Raw genomic sequence first — 18,330 nt, forward strand, 5'->3', positions numbered from 1 at the left:
AGGATCAACATAGGGTGGGCAGTGTAGGCAATATGAATCGCAGTTCAATCCTTGTCTCTGCGACCACCCATGCCAAGGGCTTGGAGCGATTTTTTGCGCCGCTCCTTGCGCTTGGTGTCATGGACTTCCATGGCTTTGCGCTCGGTGCGCCCACTCTTGTCACTCCAAGACCACCACAGAATGGCCAAACCGAAGGGAGTCAGAATCCACCACCAAGGCCACAGGGCGACCGGACCAAACTCCAGAAGCCGCATAGCCATCAGGACCACGCCTACCAGAACAAATAACATATGCCATTACCTCGGTGTTCAAACCCATTTTTAGTTTGACTTCTTATGGTTTTCCCGCCCATTCCCTGTCAACGGTTCATTATCTCACTCGTTAGAATGATCAAGTCTTACCGACTTTACCGTTTCCAACCCACTGTGAAAGGATGCCCATGAAGGCTCTGTTCGTTATCGCAGCCGTTGCTGCCGTGATCTCTGCTCCCGCTTTCGCTAACGCTGATCTGGCCAAGGCCAAGGGCTGCTTGGCTTGCCACTCGGTGGACAAGAAGGTTGTGGGCCCGGCTTACAAGGATGTCGCCGCCAAGTACAGCGCTGCCGACACCGACAAGCTGACCGCCAAGGTTCTGAAGGGTGGTTCTGGTTCTTTCGGCCCCGTGCCGATGCCCCCGAACGCCGCCAAGGTGTCTGAAGCTGAAGCCAAGCAATTGGTTCAGTGGATCCTCACCCTGAAGTAATTCAGCGTTGAGATCACAAAAAGCCCCGCCTAGGCGGGGCTTTTTCTTGGCGAAGTCAAGCTATACCTTGCCGCAATGAAGTTCACCTCCATTTTCTTTGTCTCCTGCACAGCATGCAGCGTGTTGATCCACGCAGCGGTAGCCAACCCAGCAGCACGTCAAGCGCCGCTGTGGCCCCACGATCAACCCTGCGCGGTGCAGCAGCAACCCATGCCCACCCCTGTGACGCGACCCGGGTGCGCCCTAGCTTGGAGCGTGACGCTTGAGGCGCAACAGCTCCAGATCTGCCAAGTGGAGAACGATCTGGATCGAGTGCGGTTTCAACTGATCAGCACGGACGATGCTCCTCCTGCGTGGGAGGTGGTGGTGATGGGTGCGACCTTCGAGGCAGAGGCCGTACGCATTGAACGCACACGCCGCACCGAGGATGGTCAGTGGGCCACGCTGTTGGCCGTGCGAACCGGACAAACCCAAGGCATGGGTGTGAGCCGTTGGTCGATCCGTAGCTTGGAGGCCGAAGCCCGTGTCTCCGAACCCATTGAGGCGGACGACTGGGGGACGATGAGTTTTGCGACTCAGCTACCCGCCACCAGCGGGTGCCATCTGCTGATCAGCCGCTGGCTACCGGGTCATGAACCGGGTCAAGGCGTGGGTCGAGGCGATGGTCTGTACGTGGCGGGACGTTGGTATCGTTGGGGCGGCGATGATTTCCTGCCACAAGCCAGCCGTCCAGTGGTCTACCGGCGCTATCTGCGTGAACTAGAGCAACTGCGCGACAACGCACTGGATACCGGCAGACCGCTTCGCTGGGTGCATAGCCCTCGCACACGATCTGTGATCGGCCCCTATCCGTTCGAATAAGCCTGCGCAATCACCGGCGCCAACGGAATCAACCATGCACAAAAAAGCCCCGCCTAGGCGGGGCTTTTTATTGGCCGATCAGCTCAGCAAGGCTCAGTAAGTCTGGCCCAGTTGATCCAAGATGGCCGGGTTTTCCAGCGTGCTGGTGTCTTGGGTGATGGTTTCACCCTTGGCGATCGAGCGCAGCAGGCGGCGCATGATCTTGCCCGAACGGGTCTTGGGCAGGTTTTCACCGAAGCGGATGTCCTTAGGCTTGGCAATCGGACCGATTTCCTTGCCGATGTGATCACGCAGTTTCTTGGCGATGGCCTTGGCTTCGTCGCCCGTGGGCAGGGAACGCTTCAGCACCACGAAGGCACACACCGCTTCACCCGTGGTGTCATCCGGACGACCGACCACAGCCGCTTCAGCGACCAGCTCGGTGCAGCTCACCAGCGCGGATTCGATTTCCATCGTACCCATGCGGTGACCGGACACGTTCAGCACGTCGTCGATACGGCCTGTGATGGTGAAGTAAGCGGTGTTGGCATCACGGATCGCACCGTCACCGGCCAAGTAGTAGCCCTTCAGCTCCGACGGGTAGTAGCTCTTGACGAAACGCTCGCCGTCACCCCAGATGTTGCGGATCATCGACGGCCACGGCTTCTTGACAACCAAGATGCCGCCTTGACCGTTGGGCACATCGTTGCCGGTTTCGTCAACGATGGCCACTTGGATGCCCGGGAAGGGCAGCGTGCATGAACCCGGCACCAGCGGTGTCGCACCCGGCATCGGCGTGATCATGTGACCGCCGGTTTCGGTTTGCCAGAAGGTGTCCACAATCGGGCAACGGCCGCCACCCACGTGCAAGTGGTACCACTCCCAAGCAGCAGGATTGATCGGCTCGCCGACCGAGCCCAGCAAACGCAGGCTCGACAGGTCGTAGCTCTTCGGATGCACAGCATCATTGGCTTCAGCCGCCTTGATCAACGAACGGATCGCGGTCGGGGCGGTGTAGAAGATCGAGACCTTGTGGTCTTGAATCATCTTCCAGAAGCGGCCAGCGTCCGGATAGGTCGGCACGCCTTCGAAAACGATCTCGGTGCCACCCAAGGCGAGCGGGCCGTAGGTGATGTAGCTGTGGCCTGTGACCCAGCCGATGTCGGCCGTACACCAGAACACATCGTTGTCCTTCAGGTCGAAGGTCCACTTGGTGGTCAGCGCAGCGTGCAGCAAATAGCCGCCGGTGCTGTGTTGCACGCCCTTGGGCTTGCCGGTCGAACCCGAGGTGTAGAGCAGGAACAACGGATGATCCGCTTCAACCCAAGTCGGCTCGCACGTGGTCGATTGCTGCGCAGCCAGATCACCCAGCCACAGATCGCGGCCTTCGGTCATGGCGATTTCAGCGCCCGAGCGCTTCACGACCAGCACGTTTTGAATCTTTTCGCAGCCGCCCAGCGTCAGGGCTTCGTCCACGATGGATTTGAGCGGCAGCTTCTTGCCACCACGCACTTGGTGGTCAGCGGTGATGACGATCTTGGCGCCGGTATCTTCGATACGGTCACGCAACGATTGGGCCGAGAAGCCACCAAACACCACCGAGTGGGTCGCGCCGATACGGGCACAAGCTTGCATCGCAGCCACGCCTTCGATCGACATGGCGATGTAGATGACCACGCGGTCACCCTTTTGCACGCCCAGCGACTTCAGCACATTGGCGTACTGGCTGGTCTTGGCCAGCAGTTCGCTGTAAGTCACCTTGGTGACTTCGCCGCCGTCAGCTTCAAAGATGATGGCGGTCTTGTCGCCCAGACCACGCTCAACGTTGCGGTCCAAGCAGTTGTAGGAAGCATTCAGCGTGCCGTCTTCAAACCACTTGAAAAACGGTGCGTTCTCTTGGTTCAACACCTTGGTGAACGGTGTCTGCCAAGTGATGAATTCACGGGCCAAACGAGCCCAGTAGCCTTCGTAATCGGTGTCAGCTTCTTGGCACAGCGCCTCGTAAGCGGCCATGCCCGAAACGTTCGCAGCCGCAACAAAAGCGGCATCAGGGGTATAGATCTTGGTCTGGTTGTCAGTGGTCATGCATGTCTCCTCACAGCGGATAAAGTCAAACGGCCGAACGTCACAGTTCGGCCGGCGAATCAAGGTGGGACATTAGGCAGGGGCTCTTACGAAGTGCTTACTTTGCATGCAAAGCCACGGTCAAACCCGCATGCACTTTGATCAAGATCGGTGTAGCACGTCTTTTCACCACAGCTGCCGCTTTAAAATTGCCACCCACCTTTGCCTGCTCACCATGACCGACTCTGTCTCCCCACCCTCTCCTCGCCTTCGACCGCTGCCCCGCTTGATTTTTGCCAGCCGGTGGCTGCAACTCCCGCTCTACCTCGGGCTGATCTTGGCGCAGGCCGTCTACGTTTTCCACTTCTGGGTCGAGCTGGTTCATCTGATCGAGGCTGCTTTCGGCAACCAAACGGCACTCGACATCTTGGTCAAGAGCATCGGCTACACCGCCGAAGCAGGCAGCTCACTGCACCTCAACGAAACCATCATCATGCTGGTGGTACTGGGCTTGATCGACGTGGTGATGATCTCCAACCTACTGATCATGGTGATCGTCGGCGGCTACGAGACCTTTGTCTCCCGCCTTGATCTCGATCACCACCCCGATCAACCGGAGTGGCTGGATCATGTCAATGCCTCGGTGCTAAAAGTCAAGCTGGGCACAGCCATCATCGGCATCAGCTCGATTCATCTGCTCAAGACCTTCATCAACGCCGCCAACTACACCGAAAAAGTGCTGATGTGGCAAACGCTGATCCATCTTGCATTCCTGCTATCTGCGCTGGCCATCGCTTGGACGGACCGGATCATGCATCCGCCCGTGGCCCATTCAGCTGAGCACTAAAGGCTTTTCTGGCCCATGCTTTGCGCAGCTCTTCCGCCCAAAGCACGCTGCTGGCTGCTGCCAGCAGCACCCCCAAAGTGGTCACGGGCAATGGCTGTGTGTGGAACAGCGCATTCATGGCCGGTATCGTCAGCACCGCGCCTTGCAGCAACACGGACAACCCCAGCCCGCCCAGCAACCAGCGGTTGCGCAACACGCCAAGCTGCAACGCTGAGCGGGTGGCCGACTGGCAGTTCAGCACGTTGAACCAAGCACACAGCGCCACGAGCGTGAACGTTTCCGTGCGCACCAGCGCCTCATCCACCCCTTGCGATAGTCGCCAGACAAACCACCCCAAGCTAACGGCCGTGATCATGGGTGTCATCAACAGCACTCGATAAAGCATGTCACGACTGATCAAGGGTTCACTTCGTGGTGTGGGCGGACGGCGCATTTCGTCGCCATCGGGTGGATCCATCACCAGATTGACCGTGACAGTGCCTTCCGTAACGATGTTGATCCACAAGATCTGCACCGCAGCCAAAGGCAACGGCAAACCACTCAGTAAAGCCAGCAACAGCACCAGCACCTCGGCCAAGGCGGTGGCGAAGAGATAGAGGATGAGTTTTTTGAGGTTGCCGTAAACCACCCGGCCTTGCTCGACCGCGCTGACGATGGTGGCAAAGTTGTCGTCGGTGATCACAATGCGCGCAGCGCTCTTGGCCACCTCCGTGCCGGTCAAGCCCATGGCGATGCCGACATCGGCACGCGCCAAAGCGGGCGCATCGTTGACGCCATCGCCGGTCATGGCTACCACCTCACCTCGCGCTTGAAAAGCCTCCACGATCCGCAGCTTCTGGGCCGGGTGAACCCGTGCAAACACGGCGATATGGTCCAGCGCCGCTTGCAATTCAGCCTCACTCATGCGCTCAAGTTCCAAGCCATCGACAGCGCGGTCGCCATCACGGGCGATCCCAAGTTCACGCGCAATCGCCAGGCCCGTCAGTTTGTGATCACCCGTCACCATCACGGTGCGAATGCCGGCGGAACGACAAGCGGCCACAGCAGGACGCACTTCGTCACGCGGGGGGTCGATCTGCCCCATCAAACCCAACCACTGAGCCCGCCGTTTGATCTGCGCAGCGAGCACCGCCACCCCTTGGGTTAGATCGAAGGGTTCAAGCGGATCATGCTCAACAACGCAAAAAGCCAACACCCTCAGAGCACGTGCCGCCATGGCATCGGCTTCAGCGTAGGCGGGGTGATCAAGGGCCGCCCCGCACAAACGCAACACCGCTTCGGGCGCACCCTTGATGTGGAGTCGCTGCCGACCATCCGAGTGGCGGTGGCTGGTGAACATCAGTTTGGTCTCGGCATCAAAAGGAATCTCCGCCTGGCGCGGGGCCTCCCGACAGATCGACAGCGGATTCAGACCAAGGCGCGTGGCCAACAGCCATAAAGCGACCTCGGTCGGATCACCGTGCGGTCGCTCAGCACCCTTCGCTTGAACCGCGTCGTTGCACAACACAGCCGTCGTGACCAAGGCAGTCACCGCAGGATCAAGCTGCGCGGGTTCTCGACCTTGGCGCGCCGCCAGAGCCAAAAGGTTTTCGACCGTCGTACACGCTACCCTCACCTTGCCCGGCTCACCTTGCGGCACGCCAAGAGCGGTCACCGTCATCTCGTTGCGCGTCAAGGTGCCGGTCTTATCGGTACAAATCACCGTGGTCGAGCCCAAGGTTTCCACGGCAGAAAGTCGCCGAATGATGGCCCCGTGAGCTGCCATACGCTGCATCCCCACGGCCAGCGCAATCGTCATCGCCACAGGCAATCCTTCAGGCACCATGGCCACCATCTGACTGATGGCCACCATGAGCAACGCCGTCAAAGGCATATGGCGCACCATGCCGAGCAGCATCACCACGATGAATAAGACCACCGCCGCCCAAACCAGCCCGCGCCCAAAGATCTCAATGCGTTGCTCAAGGGGCGTCTTGGGCTCGATGGCGCAGGCCGTGAGATGCGCGATCAGGCCAAGCTCGGTTTGTGCTCCGGTTGCCACCACCAGGGCCTGACCTCGTCCAGCCGTGATGTGGGTGCCGGCGTACACCATGTTGAGCCGGTCCTCCAGCCGCGTTGCCTCAGACAGGGTTGCCACCGACTTGGACACCGGCATGGACTCCCCTGTGAGCGCAGCTTCCGCGACCTGCAATTGCACCGCCTCCGTCAGGCGAGCATCCGCAGCGATGGCTTCTCCCGCAGCCAGCACCATCAGGTCACCGGGGACCAGTTCTGTGGCATCGACCAGCAGCACGTGTCCGCCCCGCATTACCCGCGCCGACAGACTTGTCATTTGCCGCAGCGCCGCCATCGAACGTTCAGCGCGGCCCTCCTGCAACGTCCCAATCAGCGCATTGATGACCACCACCGCCAAAACCACCGCTGCATCGGCGAGATGCCCAAGGAGCCCGGCCAAAGCTGCTGCGACCATCAAGATATAAACCAAGGGACTGCGAAACTGCCCCAGTAGCCGCCCCAACCCAAAGCGCTTCGGTGACACCGGCAAACTGTTGTGCCCACCGATGCGCTGACGCTGATCCACCTCAGCAGCACCAAGACCCGTGGCCCGGTCTGTTCGCAAGGTCGTCGCAACCACTTCGGTTGGAAGAGCATGCCAAGGCGGTGCCCTTTGTGAGTCATGCATGGTGTGGCCTCGAATATTCTGAGAAAAAGCCTGCGCCAGACTGATGCAAGCCAGCAGGGGCACGATACGCTTCAATCCCTAAGCACCGCACAACCCGAGACTTCACCATGACCCTCATTCGCCAGGCCGACCTGATCGAAAGCGTCGCCGCTGCCCTGCAATACATCAGCTACTACCACCCAGCTGACTTCATCGCTCACCTCGCCCGCGCCTATGAGCGCGAGCAAAGCCCGGCCGCCAAGGACGCCATCGCGCAGATCCTGACCAACTCAAAGATGTGCGCCGAGGGCCGTCGCCCGATTTGCCAAGACACCGGCATCGTCAATGTGTTCTTGAAGATCGGCATGGACGTGCGCTGGGAAGGCTTCACCGGCTCGATCCAAGACGCCGTCAACGAAGGCGTGCGCCAGGGCTACAACAACCCGGACAACAAGCTGCGCGCGTCTGTCCTGTCTGACCCGATCTTCGAGCGTAAAAACACCCGCGACAACACGCCCGCCGTGATCTTCATGGACGTGGTGCCGGGCAACACCGTGGACGTGATCGTTGCGGCCAAGGGCGGCGGCTCGGAGAACAAGTCCAAGGTCTACATGCTCAACCCGAGCGACAACATCGTCGATTGGGTCTTGAAGACCGTGCCGACCATGGGCGCGGGCTGGTGCCCGCCGGGCATTTTGGGTATCGGCGTCGGCGGCACCGCAGAAAAAGCGGCCTTACTGGCCAAAGAATCGCTGATGGACGACATCGACATGTTTGAGCTTCTTGAGCGCGGCCCAAGCAACAAGCTCGAAGAGCTGCGCATTGAGCTGTACGAGAAGGTCAACGCGCTCGGCATCGGCGCGCAAGGGCTGGGGGGACTCACCACGGTGCTGGACGTGAAGATCAAGACCTTCCCGACCCACGCCGCCTCGAAGCCCATCGCCATGATCCCGAACTGCGCCGCCACCCGTCACGGCCACTTCGTGCTCGACGGCTCCGGCCCGGCCTTCATGGAGCCGCCGAGCTTGGACCTGTGGCCCGACGTCGCTTGGGCGCCCGACTACAACAAGTCCAAGCGTGTTGATCTGAACACCCTGACCAAAGCCGAAGTGGCGAGCTGGAAGCCAGGCGACACCCTGCTGCTGAACGGCAAGATGCTCACGGGTCGGGACGCCGCGCACAAGCGCATCTCCGACATGCTGGCCAAGGGCGAAAAGTTGCCGGTCGATTTCACGAATCGCGTCATCTATTACGTCGGCCCGGTGGACCCGGTGCGCGATGAAGTTGTCGGCCCGGCCGGCCCCACCACCGCCACCCGCATGGACGGCTTCACCCGCATGATGCTGGAGCAGACCGGCCTGATCTCGATGGTCGGCAAGGCCGAGCGTGGCCCGGTCGCCATCCAAGCGATCAAGGACAACCAAAGCGCTTATCTGATGGCGGTGGGCGGCTCGGCCTACTTGGTGTCGAAGGCGATCAAGGCCGCCAAAGTCGTCGGCTTTGCGGACCTCGGCATGGAAGCGATCTACGAATTCGACGTGGTCGATATGCCGGTGACGGTGGCCGTCGATTCCGGCGGCACCAGCGCCCACATCGAAGGCCCCAAGACTTGGGCCGCCAAGATCGGCAAGATCCCGGTCGTCACGGCCTGATCAGGCTGCACAGATGGGTTGCGACACCACCTCCTGTGCCCGCTCGGCCTGCACCACCCCGCAAGCCGAGCACCGCTGCCCCCTGTGCGGCGGCCCAAACGGCTGCGCCCCCGCAGCCTCTGGCCGCTTTGACGTGCCCTGCTGGTGTACCACCGTCCAGTTCCGCCCCGAAATACGGGCCCTCGTCCCCACAGAAAAACGCGGCCAAGCCTGTATTTGCCAACGCTGTGCGGAGGGAAAATCTATGACACGCCAAGCAGATCAAGACGCCAGCTGACGCACCACCCGTTGCGGGTAGGGGATCTCGATACCGCGACGGTTCAGTTCGTGGAGGATGGTCATGTTGACGTCGGAGCGCACACCGCTAAAGCCTTTTTCGGGATCATTGATCCAAAAAGCAACGGTCAACTCCAAGCCATCGGCGGCAAATGCTGACAGCGCAATGCCAGGTGCGGGGTCTTTCAGCACCCGTGGAACCCGTGAGACAGCGACGATCAAAGCAGGAAAAAGTGCGGGTAGATCGGTGCCGTAAGCCACTTGGACCGTGGTTGAGAACTGCACATTGGGATCAGCCAGAGAGGAATTTTCGATGCGCTGTGAAATCAACATTTCATTCGGCACGATGGATTCACGGCCATTCACGGCCCGAATCACGGTGTAGCGCGTGGCGATGTCGGTGATACGCCCTTCGAAACCATCGACCTTGACCACGTCACCGATGTGCAGCGACCCTTCAGCCAAAATCACAAAACCACTGACGTAATTGGCCGCAACCTTCTGCAAGCCAAAACCGAGGCCCACGCCCAAGCCACCGCCTAGCACCGAGAGCGTGGTGAGGTTGATTCCCACCGAAGACATGGCCATCAACAGGCCGACAAAAACGAGCACCACCCGCACCAGATTGGCCGCAATCTTGCGCAGGGACATCTCATCGGCGGGACCATCAAGCAAGCGCCGCTCAATCGCGGCCGAAACCCACAGGGCCAGCACCATGACGATTGCGCCCGTCAGGCTGCCTTCGACCACATTGCGCAGCGAGACGTGACTTTCGCCAAATTGCCAAGTGACCGTTTCCATCTCCTTCATCAGACTGGGTAGCAAATCGGTCAACCAAAGAACCACAGCGGCCCAAGCGATCCAAGAAATGGTTTTCTCGACCGAGACCACCCAAGCACGTTTGGGGAAAGCAGCGCTGAGCACCTTGGCCGCCATGCGGATCACAGCCAGAGACAGAAGAACAGGCAGCAAGAGCTTGAAAACGACCAACGTGCTCATCGACGCCTTGAGGGCGTACTGCGCCACCAAGGCCAAAACCAATGCCACGGCCGGGAAAAGCACACCATCGACCAAGTGATCGCCGTAGAGCACCGAGCCGGCCAAAATCTTGCGCCGCCCACGGCTTAACCGCACCAAAAACCAAGCCAATCCCAACGCCACGAGGGCGATAAAGACTTCGATCAAAGTGTCGCGTCTAAACAACAGATGAAGCCACTCATCCAAGCTGGCGGGGCTGATAGAGAAAGGCGGTGTACTGGGCATGGACTGCGGAGGACTCGAAATGGATGGGCTGCGATTGTCTTCTAGGTCACTGATCGACCACACATAAAATCCACCCCATGCCCTTCGAATTGAGCTACCTCCACGTGGACGAGTCCTTGCTGGTGATCGACAAGCCCAGCGGGATGCTGGCGGTGCCCGGACGGGGTGAAGACAAGCAAGATTGCGCTCTGGCGCGGGTATTGCAGCGATTCCCTGATGCGTTGGTGGTGCATCGCTTGGATCAACCCACTTCCGGCTTGATGATGTTGGCCCGTCATCCAGAAGCTCAACGCGCCTTGGGTCACGCGTTGGCTGAACGCCGTATCAGCAAGATCTATCACGCCGTGGTTGCGGGTCAACCGTCTGAGATGACGGGCACCGTGACCTTGCCCTTGTGCTGCGATTGGCCGAATCGGCCCCGACAAATGGTGAACTTCGAGCACGGTAAACCGTCCGAAACACACTGGCGTTGTTTGGGGAGACATCCTCAAGTGGAGGGGGGTACCCGGATGGAGCTGCGTCCCATCACGGGACGATCCCACCAACTGCGTGTACACATGCAGGCCATGGGCCATCCCATCGTCGGTGATGGTCTCTACGCCCCGGACAACGTGCGCCAAGACGCCGCCCGCTTGCTGCTACACGCGACTCAACTGGAAATGATCCACCCGAGAAGTGGTGAGCGCCTTGTGATTCACAGCCCCACTCCCTTCTTTGATCCGAGGGTGTCTAAGCACTGATCAGATCTGGGTCGCTGGCACCGTGACGGCACCTGTGGCAGCCGACGTCCGCAAGGAAGACGGCACTTGGGGGCGCGGCGGCGTATCCAACCAGCGCGCTCCAATCAACCAAACCACCGGCAGAACCACCAAGCCCATGCTCATGACTTGCCCGATCCAGCCCGAAGCGAAGGGCTCGGTGGCATCGTGCCAAGCTTGGTTATCCACCAAGGGCAGCAAGGCTGCTTCGCTGAATTCATGCACCGCCAACAAGACGAGCTGAAAGGCAAATAGCACCATAAACACAGCCGTGACTTGGAAGAATCGTGACAAATTGACCCGGTGACCTTGCTTGAGCCAAGCATAAGCCACCGCCCCAGCCAAGGCAAAACCCAGCACACCGCCTGCGGCCAAACCGCGCATTTCAGCATTTTTGGCCAGCGAAGCCACGATGGTGGCGGTTTCTACCCCTTCGCGCCCCACCATGAACAAGGCAAATACCGCCACAGCCCACCAAGCTCGCCGACCTTCATGGCGTGTTGCCACTTGGAGCTGCTGATCAATCTCACCTTTCATTTGCCGGCCCATACGCATCATGTGCAAGGTACAAGCCATCACGGTGATGGCGGCCACCAACGCCATGGAGCCTTCCAAAGCCGGTGAAAGCGCCCCCACCTGAGCCAGGATCACCCCCAAAAGGACCGAGAGCACCAAGGCTGCACCTGTACCTACGCGCAAAGCAGCAACCAACTCGGCACGTCCGGTACGCCGCAGCAACATGGCTGCGATAGCAATGATCAACAAGGATTCAAGGCCTTCGCGGAAAGTGATCAACACGGTCTGGAACATGGCGGACTCAAGGAGTGGCAAAGTGCAATGGGGCCATCTTAATGCGAATGAGTCGCATTTGCGAGTGATTTACATTCGCTCGATCCCAACGGGGCTCGACGATAAGTCCACCGCCAAACCAGCGCGCACCCAGCAGCGCAAGCATGTGCGGGCCAAGCAACACCCACGCTGTGTGGCAAAACACCTGAGCTGCCACGCCATTCAAACGCATCACCCAGCATTTTGACAACAAACAAGAGCGCCGCCCAAAACAGCCAACGGCGCGAGACGGTGGCATCGAGCCAACAACCCGCCCAAGCAGCCACCAGCCCGAAGACCGACAACGCTGAGGCACCACGTACTTGGCCAACATCTGGCTGTAGCCACGCAACACTTAGCACGGCAAGGGGTGCAACGATGACCCAAGCCAAAGCCAGTCGCCAAGGCCCAAGCCGACGCTCAACCCAGTAGCCCCCGATCAACAGCCCGACCGCATCGCCCACAGCATGCAGGGGGCCGAAATGAACCAGCGAACAACTCCAAAGCTGCCAAGCTGCTTGATCCATGCGCTGCCAACCAAGCGTCTGAGCCCAAGGCTCGGCATAAGGATTCGACGCCAGTAAAACCAGCAGCGCAGCAAACAACAAACTCAACCAAGGAATCCGGGTACCAAGGCGGTCACCCATCTCCTCAGTCATCGGTCCAAATCAACGTTCGCCGCGAGCAGCTGCCTTGGCCGCATCTTCACGGATGTTGCGCATGAAAAAACGGGCGTAAAAAACAATCATGCCCGCAGAAAAGGCGATAACAGCAGCACTCATCAGGCCGTAATCGGTCGAAAAGAAGTCAGTCAATGCACGCATGGGTGTCTCCGTTATGTTGAAACGTCATCAGACAACAGCCTGTGTTTGTGTCATTTGTCGCGCATCAAACTTTGTGCAATATCTTGAACACATCAAGATATAGATCAAAAAAAACCCCCCGAAACCTCGGGGGGTCAATGCTCTGATGCGCCGACCGATGGCAAATCGCCCGGTGATCGACGCTGCCGAGACTAGTCTCATTGAAGCCGCTCTGCATCAGGGAATGCGTGAGTAAAACCAAGGTCAACGGGTGGGGCGCACCCGCTGGAAAAGCGCCAGCAGATCGACAATGTTGTGCCGCCACTGCCGTTCATGGGTGATGTACTCCCGAGCCGCACCACCCACGCGTTGAAGGGCGGTCAGGTCACGGCTACGGTCCACGACCATGGCCACCGCAGCCTTCATGTCACCCGACTTGAACATCCAGCCCGTTTTGTCTTCTTGTACGACTTCCCGAATCGGTGCCAGATCAGGGGCCACGGGGGCAATCCCACAAGCCATGAATTCAAACAGCTTGACGGGCGAGGTGTAGTCACCAGCACTGGGCAAGATCGCCATGTCCATGGCGGCCAACAGTCCAGGTACCTCGTCGTGGGCCACACGCCCGGTCATAACGATTTGGTTTTCAAGGCCCTGCGCTTTCACGAAGGTCTGCATAGCGTCAAAAGTGATGCCATCGCCCACCAAGAGCAACTTGAGTTCAGGCTGCGCTTTGAGAGACTCGGCCGCTTCGGTCACAAACTGGTCGATGGCATGCCAAGGCAAAAAAGCCCCGAGATAGCCGCAGACCACATGCCCCTCAAGTCCCCACTTGGCACGGGCCGCAGCACGCTGCTCGGGGGTAAAGCTGAATTTGTCGATATTGGCCGCGTTGTGCGAGACGATGGCCGGGGCCAACGGCACACCATGCACTTGCTGGACCCGATCCCGGAAATTACCAGAGACAAACACCAAGCCGGCACAGCGACTCAAAGTCCAGCGCTCAATGGCCATGGCGAGCTTCAGGAAGAACAAGGCGCGAACCCGCTCGACGGAAGCCGAATCGTTGATTTCAAGGATCACAGGGATACCCCGAGCGCGCCCCATCAACACCGTGATGGCCATGAACAGCGAGTAGCGCTCATAGATCATGTCCACTTCGGGATGCGCATTCAGATAGCGCAGCAAGCGCCAACCCGCCACCAAGTTGTAGCCAAGTTCGGCCAACTCAAACAAAGGCTCGGGCAATTTGGCAACCACCTTCATCCATGGACGAGCTTGTCGGGTGGGTGACATGGCCTTGGGTGAAGCGTAGGGATCGGCACCCGGTAGAGAGATCACATCCACCGGAATGCCTTCAACCCGCAGTGCATCGGTGACGCCACGAATATGCACACCTTCCACCGCTTTGCCTTGGGTTCGATGGTGATAAAGCACACGCCGAGGTTGGAGGGCGGACGAAGGAGGCGGAATTTGGGTCATGGAGATTTACTTGCTTGATAGCCAGAAGGGATCCTACGTGGAGCACCCCTCCCAAAACCGGAAGGATTTGTTTCAATTCTCGACCAGCAGGGGCTCATGATGACAAGAAGACACACCACCGTGAAGGATGGCGCACACACCTTGACCTAGGGTGAGTACCTTGAGTGGAACCCGATAGCATCCGAACCGACATCGTCTTGGGATCTCTTGATGAGCTTTGCTCTGTATTTGCTGTACGTTTTCATGACGTTTTTCCGGCCCGTCGAGATGTACGCCCCGGATCTGGCCTCGCTGCGGCCCATGTTGACCATCAGCATGCTGTGTTTGTTTTTGTCATGGCGCAACGTCCGCGCAGGCAGCCCGATTGCGGCGCGCAACATTCATTTCAAGCTGTTTTTTGGCTTTTGCACCATGATTTCGCTCTCCCAGATCGCCAACGATGGTGGTCCCAATGGAGCCTTGCAAGCGATCAACGAGTTCACGCCGTCCATCATGCTGTTTGTCTTGACGCTCCTGAACGTCAACACACTGGAGCGCCTACAAAAAACCTGCTTGGCCACCGTGATCGGGTTGGTCATCGCTGGGGGTTATGCCATCTCCGCCTTCCACACCGGCGAGCGCTGGACCGACTTGGTCATGATCCAAAAGCACCCGGATCACGACATGGACGACATGAGCCAAGCGCCACCGTTCGATGCGCCAGCCAATGATGATTCAGGTTGGTACGTGTTTCGGGTTCGCAGCTTGGGGCCCTTGAGTGATCCCAACGACTTTGCTCAAGCCATGGTGATGGCTTTGCCCATGCTGGTGGGGCTCTATCGTCCGGGACAACTGCTGCGCAACTTGCTCCTGATTGGGGCACCGGGTGGGATCCTTTTTTACGCCATCAAGCTCACCCAATCGCGGGGCGCGCAACTGGGTATCGGAACCGCCTTGCTGGTGGGATCATTGAAAATCTTCGGATGGCGAAAAACCTTGATCGGTGCTGCCGTTGTGGCTGTGCTGATCTCAGCAGGCAGCATTGGCGGCAACAAACGAGAGATTTCCGGCAAGGACAAATCATCCGAAGATCGGATCTTGTCTTGGTCGTCAGGGGTAGACATGCTAAGTAGCAACCCTGTTTTTGGGGTCGGTTACGGCAACTTTGAAGATAACAACCCGGTGGATCACCTCACGGCCCACAATTCGTTCGTTCTTTGCTTTGCCGAGCTGGGCGTGAGTGGCTACTTTGTGTGGATGGGATTGGTCGTCTTGACGCTCAAAAGCGTCGCAAGTTGTACGCGACCGCCAAGCCCCCAAGAGGCCGACATCAGTCAGATGGCCACGTTATTGATGGCCGCTATGGCCGGATTTTTCACCTGTGGATGGTTCTTATCCCGCACCTATCAGTCCACGCTTTATTTCCTGCTGGCCCTGTGCATCGCTTGCTGGCACATCTACACCGTCCAAACCACGCCACCCGCCGTCATCAGCCCCACCAGCAACAAACTGGGGCAAGAAAGTAACGCGTCCGCAGAACCCACCGTCTTTTGGCGTCGTGCCGCCTTGATCGGCGTGGTCCTTACGTTCGCAGTGGTGGAAGGATTCATCATTAATCAACAAATGAGCCCGAGCGAATAGGCTGTCGGTTACGAACAGCCACGCACAGCGTGAAGGGCGATGCTAGAGTGCGGCGGGCCTTAACCGAGAGTGGAACCAACGTGCTGATGGGGTTGCTGATTTTGTTTGCCGCTGGCTTTTTGCTGGCCGTGCTTGGTGTGGTGATGTTCATGCGCAAGCGCAACATCCACCTCTGGTTGGCGAGCTATCTGCGCCAAGACTGGCGCGCGCCCACGCCCCCCGGCAAGACGCGGCATTTGATGTTTTGCTTCGTCGATCACTATGAGCCGATGTGGGCCCGTCCGACCTACGCCACCGAATGTGCCCGGGTGCAGCGTTGGCGCGATGAGTACCCCAAGCTGTGTGCGCCGTTCAAGGACGCCGACGGCCGCTCGCCCATCCACAGCTTCTTCTACCCCGAAGAAGAATACCGCCCGGAACACCTTGAAAAGCTGGTCGAACTCTGCCGCATGGGCTTGGGCGAAATCGAGATCCACCTGCACCACGAAGACGACACCGAAGCGGGCTTGCGTGAAAAGCTCAAGCGCTTCACCCAAATGCTGGTCGATCGGCACGACGCCTTGCCGGTGCATCCCGAAACCAAACAACCGCTTTGGTCCTTCATCCATGGCAACTGGGCTTTGGACAACAGCCATCCCGAGGGTTTGGGCTGCGGCGTGGACCATGAACTCATCATCTTGCGTGAAGAAGGCTGCTACGCCGACTACACCCTGCCCGCCGCCCCGGACCCCTGCCAGACCCGCACCATCAACCAGATTTACTACGCCAAGGATCAGCCCCACGGGCGCAAGTCGCATGACAGCGGCACCCGCGTCCAAGTGGGCGGCACGCCCGAGGGCGACTTGATGATCCTGCAAGGCCCCTTGGGCTTCATGAAGCACAGCCGCAAATGGGGTTTGCTGCCGCGCATCGAAAACGGCGACGTGCGCGTCAATCAAAAGCCCACCCCTGAGCGCATCGACGACTGGGTCAACACCGGCATCCACGTCGAAGGCCGCCCGGAGTGGATCTTCGTCAAGATTTACACCCACGGCACCCAAGAACACGATATGGACACCCTCTTGGGCGAGCCGATGCGCAAGGCCTACGAGCACCTGCACCAGCACTACAACGACGGCACCGACTGGAAGCTGCACTACGTCAGCGCCCGCGAGATGTACAACATCGTCAAAGCCGCCGAAGCGGGGCTGGACGGCGAGCCGGGTCAATACCGCGATCACGTCATTGCACGACCGGGCTACCAACCCCAGACCCAGACCGCACACGCACAAGAGGCTCACCGTGCTTGAGCTGCTCTTGATCAGCGTGGTGGTGCTCGGCATCGGCGGGGTGCTCTACTCCTACGCGCTCTACCCCTTCGTTTTGTTCGTCGTGGCCGCCATGGCCCAAGCCAAGCGCGACGCGGCCTTCGTCTTCAAAAAACAAGACCGCCGCAAGACCCGCGCCCAAGCGCAGGACTTGCCCCATGTGGCCATCGTCATCTCGGCTTTCAACGAAGAACGTCACATCGTTGAGCGCATCGACAACATCTTGGGCCTCGACTACCCCGCCGACAAACTGCACGCCTACATCGGCTCGGACGGCAGCAAAGACCGCACGGCGGAGCTCATGGCGCGCTTTGACGACCCGCGCTTGCATGCCCTGCCCTTCGTGGAAAACCGGGGTAAAGCCAACGTCTTGAACGATTTGGTCTCACGCGTACACGCACCCATCGTGGTGTTTTCAGACGCCAACACCTTCTTTGCCACCGATGCGCTGCGCCGGCTGGTCGAAGATTTTGAAGACCCTAAAGTGGGGGCTGTGACCGGCGAGTTGCGCCTCAACGGCAGCGGCGGCGACAACCAAGACAGCCTGTACTGGCGCATTGAACAATTCCTGAAGTTCTTCGAAGCCCGTCTGGGCGGCCTGCTCGGTGCCAACGGGGCCATTTACGCCATCCGTCGTGAACTGTGGATGCCGCTGGAGCCTGACACGATTTGCGATGACTTCTGCGTCGCCATGAACGTCGCCGCTGCCGGCTACCGCGTGGTTTACGAGCCCAGAGCTTGGGCCAACGAAGACACCCCCGAGCACATCGGCGAGGAATACCGCCGCCGCGTGCGCATCGGTATCGGCAACTTCCAAGCCCTGATCCGCCACCCCGAGTACCTGCTCAAGACCTCGGCCGCCACCGCTTTCGCCTACCTGTCGCACAAAGTCCTGCGCTGGATCGCACCGCACCTGCTGATCGCCGCCTTGCTGGCTTCGGCCGTCTTGGCGCTCGACTCTTGGGCATGGGGTCTGTTCACCGCCTTGCAAATCCTCAGCTACGCCGCCGCCGCCGCCGCCTTGGCCGCCACCAACCGAGGCGTGCGCCTGCCCAAACTGATCCGCTTGGCAGCCTTCCTCTACGCCCTCAACCAAGCCTTCTTGGTGGCTTCGTTCAAATACGCCACCAAGCGCTACACCGGCGCTTGGGGACGAAGCAGCCGCTAAGAGCCGCCACTGAACCCC

General features: G+C 59.4%; 17 protein-coding genes. 9 read left to right on the forward strand and 8 right to left on the reverse strand.

Annotation, left to right across the window (positions count from 1 at the left end; genetic code table 11):
- Positions 1–44: 44 nt before the first annotated feature.
- A complete protein-coding gene (locus AC3VI7_RS05400; RefSeq protein WP_489669549.1) occupies positions 45–260 on the reverse strand; it encodes a TIGR04438 family Trp-rich protein in 216 nt (71 codons plus the stop codon).
- Between the two features lie 179 nt (positions 261–439).
- On the opposite strand from AC3VI7_RS05400, the gene AC3VI7_RS05405 reads away from it, so the two are divergent.
- Both AC3VI7_RS05405 and AC3VI7_RS05410 read left to right on the forward strand, forming a co-directional pair.
- Positions 440–742 (forward strand): c-type cytochrome, encoded by a 303-nt coding sequence (locus AC3VI7_RS05405; RefSeq protein WP_489669550.1) that lies wholly within the window; start codon positions 440–442, stop codon positions 740–742.
- A 75-nt stretch (positions 743–817) separates the two neighbouring features.
- Positions 818–1,603 carry a hypothetical protein gene (locus tag AC3VI7_RS05410; RefSeq protein WP_489669551.1) on the forward strand — a complete coding sequence of 262 codons (786 nt, stop codon included), beginning with the start codon at positions 818–820 and terminating at the stop codon, positions 1,601–1,603.
- 93 nt (positions 1,604–1,696) lie between these two features.
- Here the strand turns inward: AC3VI7_RS05410 and acs are convergent, their stop codons facing one another.
- A complete protein-coding gene (gene acs, locus AC3VI7_RS05415) occupies positions 1,697–3,667 on the reverse strand; it encodes an acetate--CoA ligase (protein ID WP_489669552.1) in 1,971 nt (656 codons plus the stop codon).
- A gap of 214 nt (positions 3,668–3,881) precedes the next feature.
- Between acs and AC3VI7_RS05420 the strand changes: the two genes are divergently transcribed.
- The gene (locus tag AC3VI7_RS05420; RefSeq protein WP_489669553.1) at positions 3,882–4,493 is read left to right on the forward strand and encodes a TIGR00645 family protein; all 612 of its coding nucleotides are present in this window, start codon (positions 3,882–3,884) and stop codon (positions 4,491–4,493) included.
- On the opposite strand, the gene AC3VI7_RS05425 is transcribed toward AC3VI7_RS05420, so the two are convergent.
- Positions 4,456–7,176 carry a cation-translocating P-type ATPase gene (locus AC3VI7_RS05425; protein ID WP_489669554.1) on the reverse strand — a complete coding sequence of 907 codons (2,721 nt, stop codon included), beginning with the start codon at positions 7,174–7,176 and terminating at the stop codon, positions 4,456–4,458. The two genes, AC3VI7_RS05420 and AC3VI7_RS05425, sit on opposite strands and share 38 nt — an antisense overlap.
- A 107-nt stretch (positions 7,177–7,283) precedes the next feature.
- Between AC3VI7_RS05425 and AC3VI7_RS05430 the strand changes: the two genes are divergently transcribed.
- Together AC3VI7_RS05430 and AC3VI7_RS05435 are read left to right on the forward strand one after the other, a co-directional pair.
- Positions 7,284–8,807 (forward strand): fumarate hydratase, encoded by a 1,524-nt coding sequence (locus AC3VI7_RS05430; protein WP_489669555.1) that lies wholly within the window; start codon positions 7,284–7,286, stop codon positions 8,805–8,807.
- A 13-nt stretch (positions 8,808–8,820) separates the two neighbouring features.
- Positions 8,821–9,084, forward strand: coding sequence for a cysteine-rich CWC family protein (locus AC3VI7_RS05435; protein WP_489669556.1), 264 nt, complete (start codon positions 8,821–8,823; stop codon positions 9,082–9,084).
- Here AC3VI7_RS05435 and AC3VI7_RS05440 read toward each other — a convergent pair.
- Entirely contained in the window at positions 9,069–10,346 is a 1,278-nt protein-coding gene (locus AC3VI7_RS05440; protein ID WP_489669557.1) for a mechanosensitive ion channel family protein, read from the reverse strand. The two genes, AC3VI7_RS05435 and AC3VI7_RS05440, sit on opposite strands and share 16 nt — an antisense overlap.
- Positions 10,347–10,423: 77 nt before the next feature.
- Here AC3VI7_RS05440 and AC3VI7_RS05445 point away from each other — a divergent pair, with 77 nt between their 5' ends.
- Entirely contained in the window at positions 10,424–11,086 is a 663-nt protein-coding gene (locus tag AC3VI7_RS05445; protein WP_489669558.1) for an RluA family pseudouridine synthase, read from the forward strand.
- Here AC3VI7_RS05445 and AC3VI7_RS05450 read toward each other — a convergent pair whose 3' ends face one another.
- From AC3VI7_RS05450 to AC3VI7_RS05465, 4 genes are all read right to left on the reverse strand, one after another.
- Positions 11,087–11,914 (reverse strand): FTR1 family iron permease, encoded by an 828-nt coding sequence (locus AC3VI7_RS05450; protein WP_489669559.1) that lies wholly within the window; start codon positions 11,912–11,914, stop codon positions 11,087–11,089.
- Positions 11,915–11,952: 38 nt separating this feature from the next.
- On the reverse strand, positions 11,953–12,579 hold the full coding sequence (locus AC3VI7_RS05455) for a rhomboid family intramembrane serine protease (protein WP_489669560.1): 627 nt from the start codon (positions 12,577–12,579) through the stop codon (positions 11,953–11,955).
- Between the two features lie 21 nt (positions 12,580–12,600).
- Positions 12,601–12,756, reverse strand: coding sequence for a DUF3149 domain-containing protein (locus tag AC3VI7_RS05460; protein ID WP_489669561.1), 156 nt, complete (start codon positions 12,754–12,756; stop codon positions 12,601–12,603).
- 243 nt (positions 12,757–12,999) lie between these two features.
- Complete coding sequence (locus tag AC3VI7_RS05465; protein WP_489669562.1) at positions 13,000–14,217, reverse strand: glycosyltransferase family 4 protein; 1,218 nt, start codon at positions 14,215–14,217, stop codon at positions 13,000–13,002.
- 210 nt (positions 14,218–14,427) lie between these two features.
- Here AC3VI7_RS05465 and AC3VI7_RS05470 point away from each other — a divergent pair, with 210 nt between their 5' ends.
- From AC3VI7_RS05470 to AC3VI7_RS05480, 3 genes are all read left to right on the forward strand, one after another.
- Positions 14,428–15,837, forward strand: coding sequence for an O-antigen ligase family protein (locus tag AC3VI7_RS05470; RefSeq protein WP_489671070.1), 1,410 nt, complete (start codon positions 14,428–14,430; stop codon positions 15,835–15,837).
- A gap of 86 nt (positions 15,838–15,923) precedes the next feature.
- Positions 15,924–17,126 carry a hypothetical protein gene (locus AC3VI7_RS05475; RefSeq protein ID WP_489669378.1) on the forward strand — a complete coding sequence of 401 codons (1,203 nt, stop codon included), beginning with the start codon at positions 15,924–15,926 and terminating at the stop codon, positions 17,124–17,126.
- The gene (locus AC3VI7_RS05480) at positions 17,119–18,312 is read left to right on the forward strand and encodes a glycosyltransferase family 2 protein (protein WP_489669377.1); all 1,194 of its coding nucleotides are present in this window, start codon (positions 17,119–17,121) and stop codon (positions 18,310–18,312) included. Before AC3VI7_RS05475 ends, AC3VI7_RS05480 begins: the two co-directional genes overlap by 8 nt.
- Positions 18,313–18,330 lie beyond the last annotated feature (18 nt).

Source organism: Leptothrix toolikensis (SeqCode) (genome assembly GCF_057922285.1).